Source organism: Anoxynatronum buryatiense, from assembly GCF_900182905.1.
Lineage (GTDB): Bacteria > Bacillota > Clostridia > Peptostreptococcales > Tindalliaceae > Anoxynatronum > Anoxynatronum buryatiense.
The window spans coordinates 153,956-172,431 of record NZ_FXUF01000006.1 but is presented as its reverse complement, the minus strand read 5'-3'; the positions used below and the strand labels follow the sequence as shown (position 1 = coordinate 172,431).

The 18,476-nt window shown below is 45.7% G+C and carries 19 protein-coding genes; 3 read left to right on the top strand and 16 right to left on the bottom strand.

The features are described from left to right. Nucleotides 1–13: 13 nt before the first annotated feature. Nucleotides 14–415: a nucleotidyltransferase substrate binding protein gene (locus QOL74_RS09880; RefSeq protein WP_283409308.1), complete on the bottom strand. Its 402-nt coding sequence runs from the start codon at nt 413–415 to the stop codon at nt 14–16. Next, a complete protein-coding gene (locus QOL74_RS09875) occupies nt 387–701 on the bottom strand; it encodes a nucleotidyltransferase domain-containing protein (protein WP_283409307.1) in 315 nt (104 codons plus the stop codon). The genes QOL74_RS09880 and QOL74_RS09875 overlap by 29 nt, the downstream gene beginning before the upstream one ends. A 264-nt stretch (nt 702–965) precedes the next feature. Between QOL74_RS09875 and QOL74_RS09870 the strand changes: the two genes are divergently transcribed. Next, a complete protein-coding gene (locus tag QOL74_RS09870) occupies nt 966–2,180 on the top strand; it encodes an ATP-binding protein (RefSeq protein ID WP_283409306.1) in 1,215 nt (404 codons plus the stop codon). A 110-nt stretch (nt 2,181–2,290) separates the two neighbouring features. Here the strand turns inward: QOL74_RS09870 and QOL74_RS09865 are convergent, their stop codons facing one another. The 6 genes from QOL74_RS09865 to QOL74_RS09840 form a co-directional block, all read right to left on the bottom strand. Beyond that, nucleotides 2,291–3,778: a copper amine oxidase N-terminal domain-containing protein gene (locus QOL74_RS09865; RefSeq protein WP_283409305.1), complete on the bottom strand. Its 1,488-nt coding sequence runs from the start codon at nt 3,776–3,778 to the stop codon at nt 2,291–2,293. A 102-nt stretch (nt 3,779–3,880) separates the two neighbouring features. Then, complete coding sequence (locus QOL74_RS09860) at nt 3,881–4,255, bottom strand: YcbK family protein (protein ID WP_283409304.1); 375 nt, start codon at nt 4,253–4,255, stop codon at nt 3,881–3,883. A 54-nt stretch (nt 4,256–4,309) separates the two neighbouring features. Continuing rightward, a complete protein-coding gene (locus QOL74_RS09855) occupies nt 4,310–5,047 on the bottom strand; it encodes a sigma-70 family RNA polymerase sigma factor (protein ID WP_283409303.1) in 738 nt (245 codons plus the stop codon). Between the two features lie 391 nt (nt 5,048–5,438). Beyond that, complete coding sequence (locus QOL74_RS09850; protein WP_283409302.1) at nt 5,439–5,591, bottom strand: YvrJ family protein; 153 nt, start codon at nt 5,589–5,591, stop codon at nt 5,439–5,441. Nucleotides 5,592–5,794: 203 nt separating this feature from the next. Beyond that, nucleotides 5,795–6,016 carry a DUF2922 domain-containing protein gene (locus QOL74_RS09845; RefSeq protein WP_283409301.1) on the bottom strand — a complete coding sequence of 74 codons (222 nt, stop codon included), beginning with the start codon at nt 6,014–6,016 and terminating at the stop codon, nt 5,795–5,797. Between the two features lie 40 nt (nt 6,017–6,056). After that, nucleotides 6,057–6,281, bottom strand: a complete 225-nt coding sequence (locus QOL74_RS09840; RefSeq protein ID WP_283409300.1) for a DUF1659 domain-containing protein — start codon at nt 6,279–6,281, stop codon at nt 6,057–6,059. Between the two features lie 318 nt (nt 6,282–6,599). Here QOL74_RS09840 and QOL74_RS09835 point away from each other — a divergent pair, with 318 nt between their 5' ends. Beyond that, nucleotides 6,600–7,199, top strand: a complete 600-nt coding sequence (locus tag QOL74_RS09835) for a hypothetical protein (RefSeq protein WP_283409299.1) — start codon at nt 6,600–6,602, stop codon at nt 7,197–7,199. A gap of 204 nt (nt 7,200–7,403) precedes the next feature. Here QOL74_RS09835 and QOL74_RS09830 read toward each other — a convergent pair whose 3' ends face one another. The 6 genes from QOL74_RS09830 to QOL74_RS09805 form a co-directional block, all read right to left on the bottom strand. Next, a complete protein-coding gene (locus QOL74_RS09830) occupies nt 7,404–8,030 on the bottom strand; it encodes a hypothetical protein (RefSeq protein ID WP_283409298.1) in 627 nt (208 codons plus the stop codon). Next, nucleotides 7,957–8,253, bottom strand: a complete 297-nt coding sequence (locus QOL74_RS09825) for a hypothetical protein (RefSeq protein WP_283409297.1) — start codon at nt 8,251–8,253, stop codon at nt 7,957–7,959. The genes QOL74_RS09830 and QOL74_RS09825 overlap by 74 nt, the downstream gene beginning before the upstream one ends. 372 nt (nt 8,254–8,625) lie before the next feature. Then, nucleotides 8,626–9,624, bottom strand: a complete 999-nt coding sequence (locus tag QOL74_RS09820; protein WP_283409296.1) for a type II toxin-antitoxin system antitoxin SocA domain-containing protein — start codon at nt 9,622–9,624, stop codon at nt 8,626–8,628. A gap of 235 nt (nt 9,625–9,859) precedes the next feature. Further along, the gene (locus tag QOL74_RS09815; protein ID WP_283409295.1) at nt 9,860–10,147 is read right to left on the bottom strand and encodes a hypothetical protein; all 288 of its coding nucleotides are present in this window, start codon (nt 10,145–10,147) and stop codon (nt 9,860–9,862) included. Nucleotides 10,148–10,323: 176 nt separating this feature from the next. Beyond that, on the bottom strand, nt 10,324–11,751 hold the full coding sequence (locus QOL74_RS09810; protein ID WP_283409294.1) for an ATP-binding protein: 1,428 nt from the start codon (nt 11,749–11,751) through the stop codon (nt 10,324–10,326). Nucleotides 11,752–12,139: 388 nt separating this feature from the next. Beyond that, entirely contained in the window at nt 12,140–13,996 is a 1,857-nt protein-coding gene (locus tag QOL74_RS09805; RefSeq protein WP_283409293.1) for a nucleoside-diphosphate sugar epimerase/dehydratase, read from the bottom strand. A 307-nt stretch (nt 13,997–14,303) separates the two neighbouring features. On the opposite strand from QOL74_RS09805, the gene QOL74_RS09800 reads away from it, so the two are divergent. Further along, on the top strand, nt 14,304–16,724 hold the full coding sequence (locus QOL74_RS09800; RefSeq protein ID WP_283409292.1) for a S8 family serine peptidase: 2,421 nt from the start codon (nt 14,304–14,306) through the stop codon (nt 16,722–16,724). A gap of 40 nt (nt 16,725–16,764) precedes the next feature. On the opposite strand, the gene QOL74_RS09795 is transcribed toward QOL74_RS09800, so the two are convergent. Together QOL74_RS09795 and QOL74_RS09790 are read right to left on the bottom strand one after the other, a co-directional pair. Further along, a complete protein-coding gene (locus QOL74_RS09795) occupies nt 16,765–17,526 on the bottom strand; it encodes an acylneuraminate cytidylyltransferase family protein (protein WP_283409291.1) in 762 nt (253 codons plus the stop codon). Next, nucleotides 17,526–18,476 (bottom strand): Gfo/Idh/MocA family protein, encoded by a 951-nt coding sequence (locus QOL74_RS09790; RefSeq protein ID WP_283409290.1) that lies wholly within the window; start codon nt 18,474–18,476, stop codon nt 17,526–17,528. Before QOL74_RS09790 ends, QOL74_RS09795 begins: the two co-directional genes overlap by 1 nt.

Genomic DNA, 18,476 nt, shown 5'->3' with positions numbered 1-18,476 from the left:
CCGTTCGCCCGATCTATTCCAATGATCCTGTCAGTTTTGTTAATAATTGTTCAAACTCCTGCACATAGCAGGATGCGATACGTTCCGCAATCTCTTCAGCCATTTCTTCCCTGTACACATGAGACGTCATGTTCCGATCACTGAGCATCAACAGCCAGTTTTCTTCATTGGTAATCCATTTTTGAGCAAAAGCCTCTTTGATCACAGGCTTGGGTGCATTCAGGTCCACAATCCCCAATTCTTTCATGTATTCTCTCGCTGTTTTCCACGAAAGCTCATAGGTAAATTCAAATCGCTGAATAACACCATCTCTCACCACATCACTTGCATTCTCCTTTTGATACTCTTCCACCGCTTCCTTCAGTCGATCCAGCGCTTTTTTAAAGTTAATCTGTTTGCTTTCCAATTTGCTCATAAATGATCACCCCCTCACTCTCAATGTTCTTCAACAGCTGCTCCCCAATGGCCTCATTCACAAAAACAACATCTATTTTTTTCAGCGTATGAATCGCTTCCATTGCTTCACGAATCAGCGCCTGTTCACCAGCCGTCAACCCTTCTCCAAAAACAGCCAGGTCATAGTCGCTGGTTTCTTCATGATCTCCTCTGGCACGCGATCCAAACAACACCACTTTTTTGACATCATGTTCAGCAATGGCTTTCTTGATTGCACACATCACCTGATCCTTTTCATGATCCATAGGGTCATCACCCATTTTCATCACTGCTTTCTCTATGGATTTCCTGTGTGCCCTGATCATAGCATATTTTCCAGTGGTGAACAATGTTCTGTCCTCTGGTTTTCGGCACCCGCTTTTCCAGCGCAAAACCGCCCGGGTTGACTTTTCAATGAGATAAACACGCCGTCAGCCGCCTTTCATCTTTGTCTATTTTTTCGACTATACTCGAAATTTTATTGATATCATTTCTTTTTTCGATTATACTCTAATTAAAGAGGTGATGAAATGAAAAATCGAGATCTTTATCTTAATCAACTCATTAAGTTCAGAGACAAAAAATTGATCAAGGTGATCACTGGTTTAAGGCGATCAGGTAAATCAACTTTACTTTTACTTTTTGAAAATCATCTGATTGCAAGCGGCGTTAACAAGAATCATATTATCCGAATGAACTTTGAGTCTTTTGAGTTCGATGACATAACAACTTATAAAGAACTCCACGCATACATCACCGAACGCATCGCCGACAAGAACATAAAGCACTATATTCTTCTTGATGAAGTTCAGCAGGTTGCGTCATGGGAAAGAGTGATTAATGCCTTCCTTGTGGATGCCAATGTGGACATCTATATCACCGGATCCAATGCTTATCTATTGTCTTCTGAGCTTTCCACATTGTTATCTGGCAGGTATGTTGAAATTAAAATGCTGCCATTATCCTTTAAGGAATATGTCGACTTCACAGATTCAGGCAACAACAGCCATCCTCCTGTACAATTTAATCAATACCTGCTCTATGGCGGGCTTCCCACTATCGTGGAGCTATTGGATCATCCCGATACTATCGGGCCTTTTCTGGAAGGTATCTACAATACTGTTCTGATGAAGGATGTGATTGAACGAAATGAGGTCAGAGATGCCGCTCTTCTGGAAAGCATTTTAAAATTCATCGCCGCCAACATCGGAAGCATTGTCTCCACAAAAAAAATAAGTGACTATCTCACCAGCAGTGGTAGAAAAACAACCAGCGACACCATTGATAACTATTTAAAGATGCTTGAAAATGCCTTTATCATTTACAAGGCAAACCGCTATGACTTAAAAGGTAAGCTGTTTCTGAAAACACTTGAAAAGTATTACATCGTAGATATGGGGATCCGTAACAGACTAACAGGACTAAAGGGAACCGATTATGGCCATGTGTTAGAAAACATCGTTTATCTTGAACTGTTAAGACGCGGCTATCAGGTTGCTATTGGCAAAATCGGCACCTTGGAAGTTGACTTCGTTGCTACGAAACCCGATGAAAAAATCTACTTCCAGGTTTCTGCCAGCATGATGGATGAAACAACAAGAAATCGGGAGCTTAGACCTCTTGAATCCATCTCTGATAATTATCCAAAATATATTCTGACCATGGATCAAACCGTCTTCAACGACTATTCTGGAATCAAAGTAGTCAATATCCTCGATTTCTTGCTCAACACATACTCCGCATAATTCACTGAAAACCGAACACAATATAAAGTTACGCCAACTGAACAATCCTTAAAATGAAAAAGACCACCGGTTGCTGTTCCGGTGGTCTTAGCTGTGTAACATATATTATCCTAAATGAGCCACACAATCACAATGTCATAAACCAGATCGCCGTCGATATCGTACAACTCCACATAGTCATAGGCGTCTCCCACCATCGCTTCAGGGTCACCCACCTGGAAAAGGCCATCTTCCCCTTCCACATACACCACCACATCATCCGACAGTTGAATGGTTTCTCCGTTTGCCGGTGTTAACTGGGTGTTGATGATGGTGTCAAAGCCGGCCAGGGCGTCCGGGTCGTCGCTGTCCAGCAGGTGCTCCACTCCAATAAATGTCAGCAGATTCCCTTCCAGAGCCAGCACATCCGCCAGGGTTTTTTCGTCTTCATAATCGGCGAAAATACCAACATACTCTGCGACACCTTCCAGATATTCCAGGGACACCAGGATCATTTCATCGCTGAATCCTGCCTGAAACAGCCCCCAGTGAGAATAGTAGTCCCAGTCTTCCACCACGTCCCAGTAGGTGGTGGGGTGTACCTCATAAGTTTCTTCTTCACCATTCACCAACAGGGTGATGACGGGGTCTTCCTCTATCCATTGAGCGTCCACCACCACTCCATGGAGATAGCTGACAGCAGCAGGGGGTTCAGGGGGCAGGCTCCAGGGATCCTCCACTCCCTCAAAAGGTGTGGTAATGACCACCATGCGTTTGCTGCCGACCCATTCCACCTCAAATCCCAGGGTTTCACCGACGAACCGAAGGGGTACCAGCGTGCGGCCGCCAGCAATCACTGGAGCTGTTTCCAGCGTGATGGTTTGCCCATTGAGGTTTGCCTCGTTGCTGTTGATGGTCAGCTGAAGCACCTGATCACCCAGAGTGTAGGTCACCCGTCGGTCGGTGTGACTCCACTCAACTGCCGCCCCCAGGGCTTCTCCAATAAAGCGGAGAGGCACCAGCGTGCGGCCGTCAGTGATCACAGGCGCCTGATCCAGCGGCTGTATGCGGCCGTTAACAAGGCCCTCTGCCTCATCAATGGTTAACCGGATGGTTTTGCGGTAGGGAAGCAACGCATGCTCCACTTCGTCCATGGTGACATGCAGCTGATCGATGAGATGGTCCAGCATTTCGATGAGGCTGGCGGCACTCTCCTCATTCAGCAATTCCAGAATTTCCGCTTCACTCATCATTTCCAGCTCTTCGTAAGTCACTTCGCCTCCCATCAGTGCCACCACATCGGCCTCAACTGATTTCTCAAATGCTTCCAGCGCCTGTTCCATGCGTTGTTCAAAAATCAGGGACTGCTCATAATCCAGGTGCCATTCAATCTCATACATGCGGTCTTCAAGAGCTTCTGCCCGTTCTTCAAGGGCTTCGAAAGCATCTCCCAGCCCCAGCAGGTCATCGCTGCAACCGGTTAACGGCAGCATGGTCAATAACAGCACCAGCACCAACAATGTGGCTCCTTTCAGCTTGCCGGTGAAACCCCGTGGTGCTGCTTCATGAAGTGGCGCAATCGGCGGTAATGATTTCCTTTGATCTAATGCATTTTTCAAATGGACACCCCTCTCCCTGTTTTGAATGAATTTTCGGATAAATTTTCTGTAGGCTATTTACCCATTCATTTCATTTCTTAACCGAAAAAACATTTCAAAAGATCATCCTGAACGATGATCCCAGCTGGCCGGAGTGGCACGCACATCCACATGCACAAAGGTGTCGTATATCCCAATGCCTGTGAATCCCACCTGCCGGGCTTCAAGCGCCAGTTGATGAATGCTGACGCCTGTCACTTGAAGATCTGCCGCTGTTCCCAGCAGGTGCTGGCTGGTGGGACTGCCCCCCACCCGGGCATTATGGGCGGGGTTCCGGTAGCCGCTGGTGATGATCACCGGGCGTTTCAGTTTATTTCGAAGCTGTTGCAGTTTTTCCAGCAGTTGTGGATGCAGCCGCACCTGATGACTGCCGTCTTTGCATTCAAATTCGCGGAGGTAAAAGTTCTCTGATACTTTGATTCGGTTCATGACTGTCATTTATAGTCCTCCCTATATCTGTTCAGTTTTCATTTCATTTGCTCTTGTTTTCTCCTAATGTGATCTTTTTGATGGGCTAGTGGTTTGTTTTCCGACGTCGGTTCCTTTCATGACCGCTGCTTTCATGACCGTTGTTGCCTGCAGCTGCTGACGCAGCATGGTGAGCATGGCTGCTTTTTGCCGGGACAGGGTGACGGGGTGTTTGCCGGTTTCTGCCGCCAGCTGCCGCAGGGTCTTCTGCCTGCCGTAGTGTTCCTGAAAAAGCAAGCCATCGCCTTCTGAAAGACCTGCCACCGCTTCCAACAACCACTGATGCAGTTCTTCATTAATTAATGCCTCCTCAGGAAGGGGGCCTTCGTCGGGAATCCGGGCCAGCCAGCTTTCTTCCCTGTCATCTCCCGGCCCTGCACCCCGCCCGGAACCGCCGCCGGTCATACCGCCAGCACTGTCCAGAATAGGCAGGGGCTGTTTGCGCCGAGCCTGGTTCATAAAATGGTACCAGAGTTGCTGGCGCACATAGGCCAGAAAGGGAACTCCCAGTTCAGGCCGATAACTGTACAGTGCTTCCAGAATGATGAGCCGCCCCTCCTGCAGGGCATCTTCACGGCTGGGAAACACTTTGGGGTACTGGTGAACCACCGCCGCCAGCATGGGGTACAGCTGCTGAAGCAGGCTCTCCCGGGCACCGGGCTGATGCTGCCGTGCCGCCTCTGCCAGTTGAGCCGCCGCTTCCCTTTTCATGGGTTGGGTGGGCAAATGTGGCGAGGTGTTTGTTGTCAATGATTTATTCATGAAAGTGCCTCTTTCTCAAGGAACGCGCTCCTGTATGTTTTACCGGTGAGCCCACTTTATCATGGACAATGCCGGAAATCGAACTCACGTTCCTTCTCTTTTGGCTGTCTCTGCCAACCACGTTCATGAACAATGGACCCAACTCACCCACTGAAATCTCTAATCAAGAAAATTCACCACTGAATGACGCTGATCCCTGAAAAGAACAAAACTGCCTGCAGCAGTTTTTCAGTGAACAGGTGACAGGGATAGTGAATAAAGAGCTTGAAACCATTACGAAAACGTTATCCACCGATTTTTTGCGCATGCTATTTTTTATTCAACAAGTTAGAAAAACACCAAAAAAGGCAGGAGAAATTTCTCCCGCCCATTGGCACCACCGTGTGTCACTTTATTTTTCTGTTGTCATCCCTTCAATGGACCGGGCCAAGTCCTGCAGGCTGGCAGAAAGGGTGTCGATCTTGCCTTCCAACCGCACCAGCAGGTAAACAGAAAGGACAATGGGAAACCCCAGGTTGGCCACAGGGTTCAGCAGCTCGTTCATGGAATGCACCTCCTTTTCTTCAGTTTAAGCACCACAGCCGATCATTATCCCAATGATTCGACCAGCAAGTCTTTTCATCCTCAACCATACATCAACAGCCTCTTAAACCCTGCTGTTGACGCAGCTTTACAAGCAGTGCCCCGCCGCTGGCTGAAACACCGCCTGCGACAGGGCACTTTTTGGCATCATTTCCCCCACTTTTCCTACCCTTCGAAGTCAAAGACTTCTGCGTCAGTGGTGACAATGCGGGCACTCACCGGTGTCGCCAGGGACACACCGGCAGGAGCGAACACATCCTGCATCACCAGGCTGTTCATGGCCGCCTCCACTTCTGCTTCCGTCAGATCCTCCCGGGGTTCCTGGAGGGTGATGCGGGCGGTTTTACCGTCGGTTTTGCGAAAGTTCAGTTCCAGTCGCTTATTCATTCCTTCACCTCCTTTGCTGTCGCGTCGTCAAAAAGAGTGACTACGCTTCGATGATTTCTTTTTCTTCTGCACGAATCACGTGCTTCACCGGCTTTGTCTGCAGCGACGCCATGGTTTGGGCCGCTTCCAGCAGATCTTCATCGGCGGCGGTGGTTTTAACACCGCTGAAGCTTCTGGTGCTCAGCTTCTCGTTTCCTTCGCCATCCACGCTGTCGATGTAACGCAGTCGCAGTCTGGCCTGTTCATTGATGATTTGAATCGGCATGTGCTCACCTCCCTTCTACTGGATAAATCGCAGCAGAGAAGAAAGCATAGCCCTCTTTTTGTAAAAAAATGATTCCTGAAACGACAAAAGCCCCTGGCGCAGTGGGTTCAGCGCCGTAGGCTTTGATTTTTTATTGTTCCTGCAGTCTGACCCTTGCAGAACTCAAATGGTTATGCCTTGATTTCGAACTTATGTTCTGGTATGATGAAAAAGCCACCCACTTGGATTCCTGCACCGCTTCCGATTCTGATACCTGGCGCTTTTTACATGGCGCCCTTATACATGACACCCTGCGCCACCGAGAAGGAGGAGAGCCCCTTGAAAAACACACCCACACCCTTACTGAAAGACCCTTTGGCCCTTTACACCCTGAGCCCCGGCCGAAAGAAACGCCGTTCACCCCGCCCGTCAAAAGAACAGCCGCTGGAAGCGTTGCTGCAGCAACCTGATACCATCACCGGATTTATGCCGGTGCATGTGCCCGCCATGGGCACCGCACTGGAAGTCTGCCTCTTAAGCGGCCATCGGGAACAGCTTCCCATGACCACCACCACTTTTCTCAATGCCCTGGCAGACACTTATCTGGTGAATCTGCGGGTGCTGAAGCGCCGCCTTCGGGACCAGTTGGGCATCAACTATTATGTTCCCCTGCCCCTCACCAGCCAGCTGGTGCTGGTACCAGTGAAAACCCGGCACCTCACCGTGAAGGGGGACGATGTTCACGGGTATGTGAATTTATGTGCCCTGCAGCACACCACAGTTGCAGAAGACTCCCTGCTTCTGGTCAGCGGGCAGGCCTTCCCCTGTCTGAATCACCAGGCCACCGTGAACCGGCGCATCAACCAGGCTCAGCTGGCCGTGGCTTTGCTGCAGCAGGCGTCATTGCTAAAGCTGCAGGAGCGGCGAACCTTTGATTAGCCTGTTCGGTCAATTAGCCTGTTCGGTCAATTAGCCTGTTCGGTCAATTTAAAAACCAGGAGTAACAACTATTTCCGGTTCTCCTGGTTTTTTGATCACAATTCTTTCTACCTTCACTACGCTTTGCGACATCCTTTACCGATCTTTAGATTTCTAATTCAAACTCTTACCTGCGCCACTTTGCCACCCTTCTTTTGCTGCAACCTACTCATCTTCTCCCCGATGCTCCACTGCCATCTGATCTACCCAATCTTCCTCAACGTAGACCATCCCGTTCCGGCCTTCCACTTTGCGATTAGGACCCGCCTTATACAATTGACAATTAAGAGGACCATAGCAGAATGTCTCAAATCGATGCTTCTTCTTGCCTCTCGGATTCCAGTTATCGACAATAATCTCAACTGGCATTCTACAGCCCCACATGCAGCTACTACACTTAGTGTCATAGGTCCTGGCTGCCAGTCTTCGGTGTCCTCTTTCTCTATAGACTTCCAACTCCGGCGGCACCAGCTCCCATGGAGATGAACTGCTGCCTTGTTCTCCTGTAGAGATAACTTTCAGTTTTGAAACTTTATAATATTCAACTGGCTCCATATCAAGATCCGGTACCGGTACACACTCACCTGAGATAGTATCATTTACTTTGAATTGATGTTTCGCATGGGCAGCTTTACCTATCCCGATGGAGAAAACGGTTTTCTCACCATCTAATTCTCCGTCTAGCTTAATGGCATAACCCAGGTATGTATGGGAAGCTTCATCGAAAGACCTGGCGAGACGGATCCTGGGCTGGATTGAAATAATCGTTCCTGTGAAAGCTAATTTGTCCATAATGGTTACAGACCTCCTTTTGAATGCCATCTAAATAGTCTTTTGTTATATTGAGCAAAAATGCATTGTTTGCCTGTTTCATCTTTTCATTCACCCTTTCATTTTCGAATAAACCCTTAGAGATTAATTCCCCAAAAGTTACAACACCTTCGTCCCAATGTGACTCCATTACTTCTACTCCACTGTATCGTTTATTGTTTTTAGGAACCAGGTTGCTTTCCATGACTACTTCCCCCGTGTCAATAGGGTTGCATGTTATATACGACACGTCATTGATGCTTTAAACGTAAATTATGTTGAAGATTGTGTCAATAGGGTGTCTTTTTACTTTTAGCACATATCCAATGAATCAATCCCCTCCAGTATCAAGAGCTTCAACGTTCACAACCTCAGTAAGCCTTTATAATCATCCTCACCCCATGGCGAAAAGATGAATATTGAGTGGGTGATTATTCGACAGTTCTGTTCCATCAGTTTAAAAAAATCAGGCGTACCGACTATTTCCGGTTCTCCTGGTTTTTTGATCACTCTTTCTTTCTACCTTCACTACGCTTTACGACATCCTTTACCGATCTTCAGATTTCTAACTCCACCTCTATGCATAGAGCTTACTAAACAAATCTTTCGTATAGTCTTTGATGTCTGTGTGATTCAACATCTTATACTTTTCTTTAACGTTTATGAAATAAGCACCAATGTCCTGCTTTTCAATAACTCTCTCAGACCTTTCACCGTCCACTAAGCCGCGTCTGGCTACTCGCCAAGGTTCTTCTGAATGCGTCATGTTTTCAAGAATTGTACCGCTATAGCAGCCAAAGTATAAAACAATATGGTCAAGCAGCTCTTTTTCATCATCTGTCAAATTGATGTTCTCATAAGATAAATGGCCTTCTTCAATAGGGTTATACCCATACCCTCTATACTTATGATACACATCGCGATAAACCGGCCCGTGTGCCCAAGCCTCGCAGTCTTCCTCAAACATAAAGGTGTCTGCAAAAGCTTTATTAAATCCCTGAGTAAAGTACAATAATTTTTGTAAAGCGAGAGGCGTAATCTCTGATGTCTCCATCAATATATATTTAACTGCTGATTCAAGCTTACTAATTTCATTCCCTTCTACCTCAGGGTCAGGGATTTTTTCAGTAGCTGTCATGCTTTTACGATATGCTACTTCAGAAATTCGTTCCCTATTCTGCTCCAGCAAGTCTCGGTAATACGTCTTATCAACAAGAATACGATTCAGGATATCCGAGTATGGTTTTGACGGCGTATCGCCATCTACGTATCTCGTTAATGTTCCTTCCCCCCATCCCAGCAGCAAAGACAAGGGCCTTTTCCCGATACCATACCTCTCTAAAATGCTCTCAACATCTGTCACTTTAATCAAATCTTCGGCTTCTCTGTAAGCAGCATCAAGTTGCATTAAATTATAGTCCCTGATTTCTGCCACAAGAATTTCTTCTTTACACTCCTCACAGTAAGCTTCTTTACCGACATAACGAATTGTTTTTCCTTTAATTGTTTTTTCCTTATTCACTGTCTTTATACTGTAGTCAACCATATCGCGGCAATTTTCACAATATCCCTTCATTTTGATCTCCTCCTTCTATGGCAGTCCATTACCCACCTTCTTCTATGGCAGTCCATTACCCATTTTCTTCTATGGCAGTCCATTACCCACCTTGATCTATCTAAATAAGTACGTCATTTCAAAATTTCTTTTATGAAATGAGACAACAAATGCTCTGGAATCTCCGTTTCTCATTTCAATCATATTCACTTTAATATATATCTCAACACTCTCAAGTTCTCCCCAAAAGTCCAGTTCATGCTGTTTGCAAAAAAACATATAAAATCTCATGAGCGTAATCAAGCTTCTCATTCTCAACAGCGTAGCAGAAATCATCAAACTGTAAACCAAGTAATATTTCTTTCTCTCTCTTCGAACTAATCTTATAATTCTCAATGAAATCCATGTTTTCCTGCCCGTTCTCATTCCTGGCAATTGAATAGCTACCTTCAAGAACACATTTTCTAAGCATATCCAGATAAGTTTTTATGTCGTCCGGGGAGAAGTTAATATATTTTTGAGGGTTCGGATTTTTGGAGCTCAAATGAACACTCCTTATCGATAGTATAACCATATTATACGTCAATTAACCATTTTTTCAATTTAAATCGTATTAATTAATACACCATTAGCAAGATTAGGCCCAACGATGGTACATTTGAGCGGCCTGCCTTGCTGGTAATCGAAGGTTACAACACCTCCGTCCCGGTATGATGTTCTTCATGAAAAATATTTCTGATATTTACTCTTTGGTTTATCAGGTAATGACATTTTAATTTTTCCCGCCTGAATTAATGGATATAGATAGGTTTTAATAAAATAGCTGGGTGTTTCAAATTCAAACTGTTCAGCGAGCTCTTCTCTTGTTCTTGGCGTCCTGCAATAGGATATTATTTCCTGTGCAAGATCAGCACTTTTATCCTGAACGATTGTCTTTTTATAGAAAATGACCTTGAATGCACCTCGCCGATCGATAAATATAGGAGCGGGCATATTAGCTTTTTTAAGCTCAGCGATAACAGTCGGAATCCCAGAAAATCGATTCTCAGTATCAATCATCATTTCCAATGCACCTGCCAGGTACGGGTTTCTTGTATCTGCAGCTGCTTTCCCTAAATCATCGACAGTTATTCTACCATACAGGCCCCCGGGGTTCTCCAGTTCCAATCTATCCTCATACATGACCAACCTTATGGGCGAACGTTCTGTATGGACACTATAATCTCTGTGAATCAGTGCATTTAATATTATTTCCCTTACTGCCTTAATGGGATACTCTGGTTTGTCTGCCCGCATCCCCTCTTCTGTAACAATGGTTTTGACTTTCATATTCCTTCGGACAAAAGCCAATGTACTTTCAAGCATCTGAGATATGGTGCCCTCGATTCGTTTATTGTCTACAAATCGTTCTCCATCATCACCAAGATCCCCCATCTCTTTTCCTTGCACCACCATCGCAGTGACGCTTAGCTGTGGAAAGAATTCTTGCGGGTATTCACCAAGAAGCATCAATCCTGCCAAAGTTGGCAAACCATCTTGACTTATGCCTTGAGTTTCGAGTATTCGTTGATCCTCAAGATTAGCAAGATTGTTTTTTTGTCTGCGTAGTTTTAATAGATATTCAGTCATGTTGTCTTTTTTCAAATAAGCCATGGTTGCCCGATCAACAGTGCGAAGTTCGTCATGAATTCTTCTTTTAAAGGCTTCGTAACTGTAAATTTCGTACTCTGTCATTGGCTGATCAGAATCACCAACACGAACAAAAGACCCCCGCAGCCTTCCTGCCCCTTTATAAAAGCAAGGCTTATCGTAAATGTCACATTCTGAAATCTCCGCACTTACGACGATCTTCTCTTTTACAGTTGCCACCGTAAACAATGGCCTAACAACCGGCTCCATTTGCAAAGACTGTTCCACAACTTTTTTTTGAAGGTCTTGAGCATCATAAACACCTACCACCTCATAACCAGCATCTTCATCAACTCCAAAAATGATAATCCCGCCGCCAATCTGATTAGAAAAGCTGGATAACGTATCATAAAGTTTAGTTGGTGTACCACCTAACGCCTTCTTGCTTTCTATGTGCTGTTTTTCACATTTCTGAGAAATAATTTTATTGACTAATTGAACCAATTCCTCTTCTAACATGAAAATCCCTCCTTCTCACCTACAATCATACTATCATTTTATGTAAATATCAATAATTTATGCAAAAATCAATAATTAATGCAAATAATTTGTATTTTTAAGTAAATATAACCATTTTAAAGAAGTTTAATTCAGATTTTATTGAAGAAATTTCTCGAAAATCATCATGCAATTTCACTTACTCCTCTTCTTCTCTATGCTCCACTGCCATCTGATCTACCCAATCTTCCTCAACGTAGACCTTCCAGTTCTCTTTCCAGCTTATGTCAAAGGGATCATCAATGTGCAGATGGGCAGATGGGCATTTGTCCGGCCTGCTCGGTCAGTTTAAAAAACCAGGAGTACCGGCCATTTCCGGTTCTCCTGGTTTTTTATCGCCTATTGTCCCCTATTGGGGTGTGTAAGTGGTGACCAGGCGGGCCACAGCCGCCTTTACCGTTTCCGGAGACTGCATGCAGATCTCCGCTGCCAGTTCATCCACCTGCTGGTTCAGTGTCTCAAAGGCCGTGACTGCCGGTTTTTCCACAAAAATTTTCTGGTGCACCGTGGCTTCCAGGCCATTGCTGTCCAACAGCAGCTCTTCATATAACTTTTCTCCCGGTCGCAGGCCCGTCACCTCCACCTGAATATCTTCACCAGGAGTGAACCCACTGAGGCGAATCAGGTTTTCCGCCAGGTCCATGATCTTCACCGGGTCTCCCATATCCAGCACAAAGACTTCGCCTCCCCGAGCCATGGCCCCTGCCTGAATCACCAGCTGCACTGCTTCAGGAATGGTCATAAAATAACGGGTCATATCTTCGTGGGTCACCGTCACCGGCCCCCCGTCTTCAATCTGTTTTTTAAACAGGGGAATCACGCTGCCGCTGGAACCCAGCACATTTCCAAAGCGCACCGCTGCAAACTCTGTTTGACTTATTTCATCGAGAGACTGCACCACCATTTCTGCCAGCCGTTTACTGGCTCCCATCACATTGGTGGGGTTCACGGCCTTGTCGGTGGAAATCAACACCAGCTTCTCACAGCCCGCCTCATGGGCGCACCAGGCCACATTGCGAGTGCCCATCACATTGTTCTTCACTGCTTCTGCCGGGCTGTCCTCCATCAGTGGCACATGCTTATGGGCCGCTGCATGGAACACCACCGTAGGCTGTTCCCGCTGGAATAACGCCTGCATACAGGCTTTGTCCCGCACCGAACCCACCAGCACCTTCATAGTCAGCTGGGGGTGTTTTTTTCGCAGCTCCTGCTGCAATTCATACAAATGGTTCTCATAAATATCCAGCATCAGCAGCTCCCGGGGAGCAAAATCTGCAATCTGCCGGCACAGTTCACTTCCAATGGAGCCGCCGCCACCGGTGACCAGCACTTTCTTGCCTTTCAGGAAACCGGCAATGGCCTCCAGATCCAAATCCACCGGTTCCCGGCCCAGCAGATCTTCAATGTCCACATCCCGAATCTCTTTAATACTCACCTGGCCGTCGATCAGCTCATACACACCGGGCACGGTTTTGAGGCGCACCCCGGCGCCGGCGGCCACATCAATCACTTCACGCATTACCTGACGCTGCACCGAGGGCATGGCCAGAATCACTTCATCCACCCGTTTGCTTTTGATGAGCTCCGGCAGTTTTTCCCGGCTTCCCAGCACGGTGACTCCCGCCAGCTTGCGACCAATTTTGCTTTTATCATCGTCCACAATTCCCACGGGTCGACCGTGCTGGTAGCCATGGGCCTTCAGTTCCTTCACCACCATGGCCCCCGCCTCACCTGCTCCCACAATCAATACCCGGCGGGCACTGGTTACCTGGGGGTTAAAGGTGAGAAACCCCGTATCCCGATAAGTGCGGCTTACCCGGTAAGCAAAGCGCACCCCACCAATCAGGGCCATGTCCAGCAAAATGGCCAGGGCATGAATCCCCCTGGGCAGCATTTGCTGGGTAATGGCTAAATAAGCCATCACCGAAGCATTGGCCAACACCGCCGTTATGGCCACCTTCATCAATTCTTCAATGCTGGCATACCGCCAAAGGCTGTGGTACAGCCCCAGCAGATAAAAAACCGCCAGCTTAATGAGTAAAATCCATAGCAGGTTTTCCCGGTATACCGGCCAGTAGTTGCTCACCATTCGTCCCGAAAAATCATAGTCAAATCGTATGGCAAAGGCCAGCAGATACACCAGCTGAATCAGCAGGGCGTCCAGCACCAGCAGTACCCCTTTTTTCATCTGTAAAGTCAGCTTCAACAGCCTCTCACTCCCGTCAGTTGTTGCTGCGTCTTTCAGCAGCTTTCCCGAAGCTTCTCTATTCCCCTAACACTATACCAAAAAATGGGACAAACTGCCAGTCAGCCCTGCCAGTTGTTTCAGTCGATCACAACTGATATTATTTGGATTAAGCAGACATATTTATCTTTATTGTCTATCTTCTTCGGTGTATAATAAAGAAGGTCATTATTTGTCCGCAAACCGCCTTAACCATCTTAACCATCATTGTGTGTTGCCGATATGTATTATAGGATGGTTAACATAATATTGCCATGGAGGGTTCACTATGAAAATGATGCTTCACCGAAATAAACTGATTCCTGCACTCCTTTCTTTTCTCTTGCTTTTCAATTCCTTTTGGGTAAACACCCTCCCCATTGCCTATGCTTTGGATACAGCCACGACTTCCACTACTTTGGATGAACCGCTGGAACCCTTTGAGGCTTCAGCATTTGCCACCATTGATGATTTCAATCAATGGATGAAAACATTGCTTGAAAAAGAGGAAAGCTTTCCAGACCTGTTGCTGGACTTGGATTTTTTGCTACAGAAAAACCAGCTGCAAGCCAATGAAGAAACCCATGCCTTGGCTACAGCACTTCGTGGTTTGGGTGCTGTGGTGATATGGGATGGCTTCATTCCTGACAGTGAGGTTGAAGACGATGTTGAAGGTACAGATCCCGAAACCCCAGAAACGGGTATGCTTGAAGAATTACCGATGGATATGCCAGATGAGCAGCCTGAAACATCAGCGCCCGAAGACGTTGAAGAAGAAATGGCCTCTGGTGAGGATGAGCCTGTTAGCCCGGAAGCTGATGAAGAAAAAGATGGGTTTGAAGAGGTTGACGGGCTTCCAGAGGAAGGTGTGGAACTGAAAGACCTGACTGATTGGGTGGAAATACCGGTGGAGCCTTATGGTCCCGCGGCTCAAGGGTTGCTTCGCATGCAAGAAGCACGGGGACCGCCCTCCACTGACAAAAGCGAATGGCTTTTGGTCACCTACGACCGTCCCCAGGGGCAAATGCGTCTCATGTCTGCCCAAGCCATTGATAAAATTGAACGTCTGCAGCAAATCTCATCCCATACAGACCTGGTGATTCCACAGTCTTCCGAAGACCGTGAAACCCTCATGGATGACCTTGCACTAAATCCCAATGTCATTGCCGTGGAAGAGAACCAACCGATTTCTCTTATGGCTGTTAACGACCCGTTATATGCAACCCAGTGGTACCTGCCACGCGTCAAAGCGTCTGAAGCCTGGACCACCATTGTCACCTCCGGCCGCACATTATCGCCTGTGAAGGTGGCTGTTCTTGATACCGGAGTTCAAGCCAATCATCCCGATTTGACCGGTCGCATTGCTGCCGGTGGTTTCAACTATACTAACAGCACCTCTAACCCCGCCGACGGCCATGGCCATGGCACCCGGGTTTCCGGTATTATCGCCGCTTCCACCAACAACAGCACCGGCATGGCTGGTGTCGCCTATACCTGGCCCGTCTCCATTTTGCCTCTTAAAGTGTTGGATGATGCAGGCAACGGCTCCAATGTCCATATGATTGCGGCAATCGATTATGCCGTTCAGCAAGGGGCTCATGTCATCAACCTGAGCTTGGGTCGAAACACTGGTGGTGCGATTATTGCCGAAGAAACCGCCATTAACAATGCTGTGGCTGCAGGTGTTACCGTAATCGCTGCTGCCGGAAACTTTTACAGCACCAGCCTGGTTTATCCAGCCGCCTATGCCAATGCCATTAACGTTGGTGCCACTTCCAATGATGCTGCCAACACCAGGGCTTCTTTTTCTAATTATAACAGCACCGTTGATTTAGTTGCCCCAGGCGTCGGCATGGTTACCACCGACATTGGAAGCACCTATACCACCACCAGCACCCCTACTGCCAATGGCACTTCCTTTTCCGCTCCCATTGTTTCAGGCATGGCAGCAGTGCTGAAAGGGCTGGATCCTTCTGTAACACCGGCTGGAATCAAAAACATCCTGACAACCACAGCCACTGATTTGGGCCCTGCAGGGAAAGACAATGAGTATGGCTGGGGCTTGGTGAATTTTGTAGCTTCAGTTGATTCCTTAATTGAGAACTCTAGTCCAACCCAAGTGACCAGTCTGTCCTTCAGCAGTGATTTGCCAAGTCCTCAGTCTCTTGGTCAAACCATCGCTCTTACCGCTCAATCAAGCGGTAGTTCAAACCCGCTTTACAGATTCTATGTTCACAACCAGGATACTGGTTCATGGGTTTTAGTTCAGTCTTATGGGTCTCAGAACTTTTATAATTGGACTCCCACTGTTCCAGGCTTTTATACCCTGGTTGTCCATGCCAAAGACGCTTTTTCCAGCAGTTCATGGGACATGCAGCGCGGCCTTTCTTTTGAGGTTTCTTCCGCACAGAAGGTGACCAGTCTGTCCTTCAGCAGTGATTTGCCAAGTCCTCAGTCTCTTGGTCAAACCATCGCTCTTACCGCTCAATCAAGCGGTAGTTCAAACCCGCTTTACAGATTCTATGTTCACAACCAGGATACTGGTTCATGGGTTTTAGTTCAGTCTTATGGGTCTCAGAACTTTTATAATTGGACTCCCACTGTTCCAGGCTTTTATACCCTGGTTGTCCATGCCAAAGACGCTTTTTCCAGCAGTTCATGGGACATGCAGCGCGGCCTTTCTTTTGAGGTTTCTTCCGCACAGAACTAAGGTTCATTATATACGCCAATGTCAAAATGTAAAACTTCAATTAAACTGTTATTGTACTTATGTTCAATTTAATCAAATTCATACTTTGGTTCTTATCAAACAAATGTGCTGCAATAACTTCCATCAACTCAAAATCAATTTCATGGTCAATGTCAAGCACTGCTGTGTCCATCATTTTAATGGCATCACACTTCCCTTCAAAAATTCCTTTGCCGCTAATAAGAAAATCCGGAGAATATGCATACATTGAAGCATTCATATCGTACATTTCTGGTGCTTCTTGTCTTGCATTAAAGTTAGATTTAATAACGCGATCATATCCCTCTTTGGTTTTCATTACCATATTAAAATATGGGTTCCTTCGCGAGTCTGTAATAGAGAAAACAACATCAGCATTTGTTTTAATTTTTTTATCTACCAGCGCTTCAAGATCGCTCAGCGTTCTTAACGGAGATGTAATATCCAAGTCCACAACTAATTCATAATCTTTTTTTAATCGTTCTTTTATAGCTGCGTAACTGTTTTGGACAACATGAGCCTTTGGCGTATTATCTTCACTTAGTTCGGGTTCTCTTTCTACTACTTCGATTGGTATCATCAATCTATTTCTAAATAAATCAATCAAATCATTACTATCGGTATTTAAAACAATATCGCACTCGTATTGCTCATTGTTCTTCATAAACAAATCTATTATTGACACTGTATAAAACGGCAATGGTAACCCTAAAAAATCTTTCAGGTTCTTATTCTTTATTCCTTTCGAACCTGCTCTGCCGCATATTGTAAATAATATCTTCATTATGCTTCTCCTTCCTTCGCAATTTTCAGCGTGTCCAGCGCTATAGTAATGTCATTTTCATTATTATTTTTTCCTTCTAAGATATCAAAGAAGTTTTCTATTTCTTTGAGTTGATAAGAGTTTCTATCCTCCTTGAATTGAATTGCGTTGTTCTCCTTTAAAAATCTTATTTCACTATTTGCAATGTCAGCTACTATAGTCTCATCTGCTGTAAATAGTTGTAGTTCTCTTATTAGCTTTCTCCCAAAGTAATCTATATGTACTTCTGCTAGCCTATTCTCATATTCAGCAATATATACCGACAAATCATCACTGTTTATTTCTAATCGCGAAAATTTACCGCGATAATTCATAACCTGCTTAGGCTTTCCAAATAAATACATTATATAGTCCCACTCATGTATAAGGTCAATTGAAACACCGCCACCCTGGTCCAAATGCGCACTATACGTTTTTCGATAATCTGTCCCCGGCCTCCAATCTGGCAAATAACTTGAACAGATTGCTCTCGCACTATATACACAATCTAAGTCGATCTCATTTTTTACATATTGAATAACATCAGTGTATCTTAACGGACAAGCTACATAGTAAACACCATCTTCATCTAAAGATAGTTTCGCTATATCTACAGCAACCTCATCAAAAACGGGCTTCTCAATAAACATATTCTTTGATTTGCAACTAAACTTTCTGATCGTATCATAGTGTAGATACGTTGGATTGGTGATAAATATGACATCGTAATCATCCGGAACATTTTCATGTTCTGTATAGACAGTAGAAACAATTTTATGTAAAGACTTATCCAAAGCACAACTACTTTTTCTTCTAATCAAATCAACCGTATATTCAATCCCTCTTCTTTGAAGCACTTTGTCAATATTTAGAAGATGTCTTTTTCCTATTGCACCTAAGCCAATCATTGCAATTTTGTATTTTTTTTGCAT